This is a genomic window from Kitasatospora sp. NPDC093806 (genome assembly GCF_040683335.1).
Taxonomy (GTDB): domain Bacteria; phylum Actinomycetota; class Actinomycetes; order Streptomycetales; family Streptomycetaceae; genus Kitasatospora.
The window spans coordinates 1-5,566 of the sequence record NZ_JBFBDO010000204.1 but is presented as its reverse complement, the minus strand read 5'-3'; the positions used below and the strand labels follow the sequence as shown (position 1 = coordinate 5,566).

Below are 5,566 nucleotides of genomic sequence, written 5' to 3'. Positions count from 1 at the left end.
TGGCGCCCGAGCCCGCGGAGGCCGGCCCGCCGGCCGGGGCGGCGGCGCCAGCAGCGCGTCCAGCGGCACGCCCAGGCTCATGGCGAGGTAGCTGAGCGTCTGCGGCGAGGGAAGGCGGTTGCCCATCTCCAGGCGTGAGATGTAGCTCGCCGACACCGGGCCGCCGGCCAGGTCCGTCTGCTTGATGCCCCGCTCCAGGCGCAGCCGCCGCAGCCGCCGGCCGAACGCCGGCTGGTCCACCACCGTCACCGCTCCACCACCGTCGTCACGTGCCGAACGCTACCCGGCAGGAGAAAACCCTCGATGTCACCGCTGTCAGCCGCACTCGTCACTCGCATTCCGGCTCCGTTCGCCGAAGGGTCTCCAGCCCGCGCGGCCGCGGCCGCGCAGGCACCCGCGGGCACGTCCCGCGGCCGGTGGTCGGGTTCCGGCGACCTGGAATGGCCCTAGGCCTGGCCCTCGGCCAGTCCCCGGCCCCGCCGGGCCCCCGCGGGCGGCGCCCGGTGCGGCCGGCGGCCGTCCCCGTGCCCCCGTCGTTGTGACAAAGCTATGACAGGGCCTGTCAACTGGCAATGACCGGAGGGCGACCGGTGCCGTCACGGGAGTCAGACGCTCTGCCCGCGCCGCCCTCGTCCTCGGCCAGCACGAGGTCCAGCAGACCCGGGAAACGCGCGTCGAACTCGGGCCGGCGCAGCCGGTTGTAGCGCCGGGCGCCGGCGTCGCGCTGCTCGACCAGCCCGCTCTGGCGCAGCACCGTGAAGTGGTGGCTGCGGGTGGCCTTGCTGACGCCCAGTTCGAACGTGCCGCAGGCGCGGCTCCAGTCCGGGCTGCCGGCCAGCTCCCGCACGATCGCGCGCCGCACCGGATCGGCGAGCGCCTGCAGCACCTCGTGCAGCGTCACCCCGGACGGGTCCGTGCGCTCCAGTCCGCGCGCCCGCCGGGAACGGCCGTCACCCGCGGGCGGAGCAGCACTTGACGAATCGTCACGGATGCGACTTTCATGCATGGTGATCGACCTCCATCGAACACTATAGACCGCGGAGGCCCTTCGCGGACCGGGAGTCGCGACTTCCACCACGACTTCCACGAAGACCGCCACGGCGACTTCCACATGGACGGGGGATGCAGAGTGAGTGAAGCCGTCGGAACGCCCGGGCGCGCCCTGCCCCGCCGCGCCAACCCGTCCGCCCACCCGTCCGCCGAGCCGCCCGCGGGCCGGCCCGGCGCGGTGGGCCTCGGCTCCGTCTGCGCCGGCTTCTTCATGGTCCTGCTCGACGGCAGCGCCCTCAACGTCGCCCTGCCCGACCTCAGCGCCGAGTTCGGCGGCTCACTCGCCCAACTCGAATGGACGGTCAACGCCTACACCGTCGCCATGGCCGCCTGCCTGCTCGGCGCCGGCGCCCTGGCCGACCGGCTCGGCGCCCGCCGCCTCTTCCAGACCAGCCTGCTGCTGTTCGCCGCCGCCTCCGCCGCCTGCGCCGCCGCCCCCACCATCAGCGCCCTGGTCGCCGCCCGCGCCCTCCAGGGCGTGGCCGCCGGCGGACTGCTGCCCGCCTCCCTGGCCGTCATCGCCCACATGTACCCCGAAAGCGCCGACCGCGCCCGGGCCTTCACCGTCTGGGGCGGCGTCAGCTCCCTCGCCCTGGTGGCCGGCCCGGTGGCCGGCGGCGCGCTCACCGCCGGCGTCGGCTGGCGGGCGATCTTCCTGGTCAACGTCCCCATCGCGCTGGCCGCCGCCCTGCTGTGCCGCCTGCGCGTCGCCCCCTCGCCGGTGCGCCCCGCCCGCCTGGACCTGCCCGGCCAGCTCGCCACCGCCGCCCTGGTCGGCTGCGGCATCGGCACCCTCGTCCAGGCCGGCGCGGTCGGTTGGAGCGCACCCCTGACGCTGGCCCTGGCCGCCGCCACCGCCGCGGCCGCCCTCGCCTTCACCGCCGCCGAACGCCGCGCCACCCACCCCGTCCTGCCCCTGGACACCTTCCGCCGCCCCGGCTTCACCCCCGCCCTCGCCGTCGGCGCGCTCTACCAGTTCGGCGCCTACGGCGCCCAGTTCGCCATCTCCCTGCACCTGCAACGCCACTGGGGACGCGACGCGCTCGGCGCCGGCCTCGCCTTCGTCCCCTTCGCCCTGTGCTGGAGCCTGGCCTCCTTCGTCCTGGCCCGCGCCGTCCACCGCACCGGCGTCCGCACCCTGCTGACCGGCGGCGCAGCCTGCGCCGCCGCCGGCGCCCTCACCCTCCTGCCGCTGGGGGCCACCCCCGCCTGGTGGCTGTTCACCACCGGCAGCTGCCTGCTCGGACTCGGCGCCGGCCTGATGGGCCCCTCCCTGCCCACCCTCGCCCTGCGCGCCCTGCCCCCCGACCGCTCCGGCCTCGCCTCCGGCTCCCTCAACGCCTTCCGCCAGATCGGCGGAGCGGTCGCGATCGCCCTGTTCGGCCCGATCCTGGCCGCCGGCACCGGCGGCCTGCGCGCCTGCCTGGCCCTGGTCGCGGCCGGCTTCCTGACCGTCACCTGGGCGGTGCACCGCAGCGTGCGCTGACCCTCCGTCAGAACACGCATCCGAACCCGAATTCGAACCCGCATCCGAACCCGAACCCGAATCCGTCATCCGAGGAGAACGAGCACATGCGCGCAGTGGTGGTCCAGCAGAGCGGCGGCCCCGAGGCCCTCACCCCCACCGAACACCCCGACCCGGTCCCCGGCCCCGGCGAGGTCCTGGTCCGCACCGGCGCCATCGGCGTCAACTTCAAGGACGTCTACGAACGCGAGGGCCGCACCGGCGCCACCACCCCCTTCATCCCCGGCTGCGAGGGCGCCGGCACCGTCGTCGCCACCGGCCCCGGCGTCACCGCCCCCGCCGTCGGCGACCGCGTCGCCTGGTGGGCCGCCCCCGCCGGCTACGCCGAACTCGTCACCGTCAAGGCCGACGCCACCGTCCCGGTCCCCGACGACATCCCCGACACCGACGCCGCCGCCGTCCTCCTCCAGGGCCTCACCGCCCACTACCTGACCACCAGCACCTGGCCCGCCCGCAAGGGCGCCACCGCCCTGGTCCACTCCGCCGCCGGCGGCCTGGGCGCCCACCTCACCCGCCTGCTCACCGCCGCCGGCGTCCACGTCATCGCCACCGTCTCCACCCCCGCCAAGACCGCCGCCGCCACCGCCGCCGGCGCCGAACACGTCATTGTCCGCACCCGGGAGGACTTCGCCGCCCGGGTCCGCGAACTCACCGGCGGCCGCGGCGCGGACGTCGTCTTCGACGGCATCGGCCGCGACACCTTCGAAGCCGGCCTCACCTGCCTGGCCCGGCGCGCCACCTTCGTCCTGGCCGGCGCCGCCTCCGGCCCCGCCCCCGCCCTCGACCCCCAGAAGCTCGCCGCCCACGGCTCCGTCTACCTCACCCGCCCCACCCTGGTCGACTACGCCACCGACCCCGCCGAACTGCGCGAACGCGCCGCCGACGTCTTCGACTGGCTGCGCAGCGGCCGCCTCACCCTCACCATCGCCGCCCGCCACCCCCTCGCCGACGCCGCCACCGCCCACACCGCCCTCCAATCCGGCCACACCACCGGCAAGATCCTCCTGATCCCCTGATCTCCTGATCCCCGGGCGGTGGGCGGGTTCGCCCCCGTCCGCACCCCCTTGCGGCCGGCCGCCCCGCTCACCCGGCGGGTGCGCCACGATGGGGGCGCGGACCGTTCGAGGGGGAGGGCGCATGGCGACGCGCACACGGCCGGGGGCCGCCCCGGTGCTGAACGCCGTGCCGGTGGCGGTCGGCCTCGCGGCGGGGGCGGTCGTGGTGGCCACCTCCCGCTACCGGGGCGCCGGCCTGTGGCCGGTCTGGTCGGCGATGGCCCTGGCCCTGACCGGCACGGCGGGGGCGGTCTTCGCGTTCGGCCTCCGGCAGTGGCGCGCCCTGCCGCCGGCCGAGCGCCCGACCGGGCGCGCGGCGGCCCTGATCACGGGCGCGGTCACGCTGGGCGCGGTCCTCAACGGGGTGGTCACGGTCACCGTGCCCGTCCACGACCGGTCAGCGACCTGGCAGGGCTCCGTGCTCGTGGGGACCGCCGTGCTGGGCGCCGTCCCGACGGCGTGCACCGTCCACGCGATCCGGGCCGCCGCGCTGGCCGACCACGGCGACACGGACGCGGGCGAGCTGACGCGGTGGCTGCTGGAACGGCGCCAGAGCCTGCGCTCGATGCTGGCCGGCCTGGGCGCGCTGGTCGCCCTGTCCACGCTCGCGCTGGGCGTGGCGGTGCGCACGGAGGCCCAGCAGGTGCAGACGCAGGCGCTGGCCGCCGCCGACGCCACCCCCGCCGAGTACGTCCTCGTCTTCGGCGGCGCGGGCTCACTGCTCGTCGGCGTCCTCTACACCCCGGCCGCGCTGGCCCTGCGCCGCCAGGCACGGCTCCTGGCCGCGCGCCTGTTCCCGCTGACCGGCACCGACGAGCCGGAGCGGCTCCTGGAACGCGCCGAACAGCGCGCGCGGTTCGAGCAGTTGCTGGGGACCACCACGGGGCCGTTCGCCGACCTCCAGGCGGACATCGTGGTCCTCACCCCGCTGCTGGCCGCCGCCGTCGCCGTCTGGCTCCCGAAGACCTAGCGACCCGCCGCCCGCCACCCTTCCCCGGGGCGGCGGTGCGGCCAAGGGGGTGAACCCCGCTCCCCGGCGGGTGAGCCGGACGTGCCCGGCGCCCCGGCGCGGCGGTTGACTGGGGCCCACATCCTGGGAAGGTTCGGCATGCGGCCCACGACCCCGCGCTGGTACGCCGCGGCCCGGTGCGCCGCGACGGTGCTGCTGGGCGCCGTCCTGGCCCTGCTGGGCGGGGCGGACGCCGCCGGGGCCCGGCCGTGGGTGGCCGGGACGCACTGCGTCACCGTCCAGCAGGGCCCCGCCACCGCACCGGAGCCGGCCCCGCTGCTCGATGCGGGCGCCGACGAGTGCCCCGAACCCGTCGAACGCCGCCGCGGCCACGGGAGCGTCCCGCTCGACGCCTGCGCCCACCGGACGGGCCCCGCCCGCGCCCTGGGCTGGGGTCAGCTCCCCCCGCCGCGCACCGGGGCGGACGCCGCCGGCGGACCCGGGCGGCCCGAACGGCCACGGCCCGCGCGCCGCGACGGGAACGCCGCCGGGGCCGGGAGCGGACGGGGCGTGGTCCTGCGCTGCTGACGGTCCCCGGCCGGGCGACCGCGGGCCCACGACCCGGCCGGGCCGTGCGGACCCCGCGCGGCCCGGCCTCCCGCGACCACCGTCAGACACCGTCAGAGCCCCACCGCAGGAGATTCCGTCATGCCCTTCGACGTCTTCGCCGCCATGGGCGCGCTCGTGCGCGCCGAGGCCACCCGCACCACCGACCCCGCCCCCGCGGCCGCGCCCGTTCCCGCCGCCGAGCCCGCGGCCGCCCCGCAGCCGGGCCCGGACGCGCTGCGCGAGCCCGACCCCGGCCAGGCCGGCTGACCGCCTCCCCGGGGCGGGCGGACCGGTCCGCCCGCCCCCGGGGACGATCCGGCGGCGGCCGGCGGCAGGTCGCCGGCGACCCCCCGGTGCCGGTCCCGGGGCGGGAGCGGC

At 77.6% G+C, this 5,566-nt stretch carries 7 protein-coding genes; 5 read left to right on the top strand and 2 right to left on the bottom strand.

Features of this window, described 5'->3' with window-relative positions; genetic code table 11:
• The coding region (locus AB0N76_RS38930) for a helix-turn-helix transcriptional regulator (protein ID WP_363565590.1) at nt 1-243 on the bottom strand (243 nt) is incomplete at its 3' end.
• Nucleotides 244-562: 319 nt separating this feature from the next.
• Nucleotides 563-925 carry a helix-turn-helix domain-containing protein gene (locus AB0N76_RS38925; RefSeq protein ID WP_363565591.1) on the bottom strand — a complete coding sequence of 121 codons (363 nt, stop codon included), beginning with the start codon at nt 923-925 and terminating at the stop codon, nt 563-565.
• A 204-nt stretch (nt 926-1,129) separates the two neighbouring features.
• Here AB0N76_RS38925 and AB0N76_RS38920 point away from each other — a divergent pair, with 204 nt between their 5' ends.
• The 5 genes from AB0N76_RS38920 to AB0N76_RS38900 all read left to right on the top strand — a co-directional run bounded on the left by AB0N76_RS38920 (nt 1,130) and on the right by AB0N76_RS38900 (nt 5,455).
• Nucleotides 1,130-2,536, top strand: a complete 1,407-nt coding sequence (locus AB0N76_RS38920) for an MFS transporter (protein ID WP_363565589.1) — start codon at nt 1,130-1,132, stop codon at nt 2,534-2,536.
• Between the two features lie 86 nt (nt 2,537-2,622).
• A complete protein-coding gene (locus AB0N76_RS38915) occupies nt 2,623-3,591 on the top strand; it encodes a quinone oxidoreductase (protein WP_363565588.1) in 969 nt (322 codons plus the stop codon).
• 121 nt (nt 3,592-3,712) lie between these two features.
• Entirely contained in the window at nt 3,713-4,600 is an 888-nt protein-coding gene (locus AB0N76_RS38910) for a hypothetical protein (protein WP_363565587.1), read from the top strand.
• A 138-nt stretch (nt 4,601-4,738) separates the two neighbouring features.
• Nucleotides 4,739-5,167: a hypothetical protein gene (locus tag AB0N76_RS38905; protein WP_363565586.1), complete on the top strand. Its 429-nt coding sequence runs from the start codon at nt 4,739-4,741 to the stop codon at nt 5,165-5,167.
• A 120-nt stretch (nt 5,168-5,287) separates the two neighbouring features.
• Nucleotides 5,288-5,455 carry a hypothetical protein gene (locus AB0N76_RS38900; RefSeq protein WP_363565585.1) on the top strand — a complete coding sequence of 56 codons (168 nt, stop codon included), beginning with the start codon at nt 5,288-5,290 and terminating at the stop codon, nt 5,453-5,455.
• Nucleotides 5,456-5,566 lie beyond the last annotated feature (111 nt).

Excerpts from the sequence above, each read along its gene's own strand:
- AB0N76_RS38915 (WP_363565588.1), top strand. The coding sequence starts at position 2,623 with ATGCGCGCAGTGGTGGTCCAGCAGAGCGGCGGCCCCGAGGCCCTCACC.
- AB0N76_RS38910 (WP_363565587.1), top strand. The coding sequence starts at position 3,713 with ATGGCGACGCGCACACGGCCGGGGGCCGCCCCGGTGCTGAACGCCGTG.
- AB0N76_RS38905 (WP_363565586.1), top strand. The coding sequence starts at position 4,739 with ATGCGGCCCACGACCCCGCGCTGGTACGCCGCGGCCCGGTGCGCCGCG.
- AB0N76_RS38900 (WP_363565585.1), top strand. The coding sequence starts at position 5,288 with ATGCCCTTCGACGTCTTCGCCGCCATGGGCGCGCTCGTGCGCGCCGAG.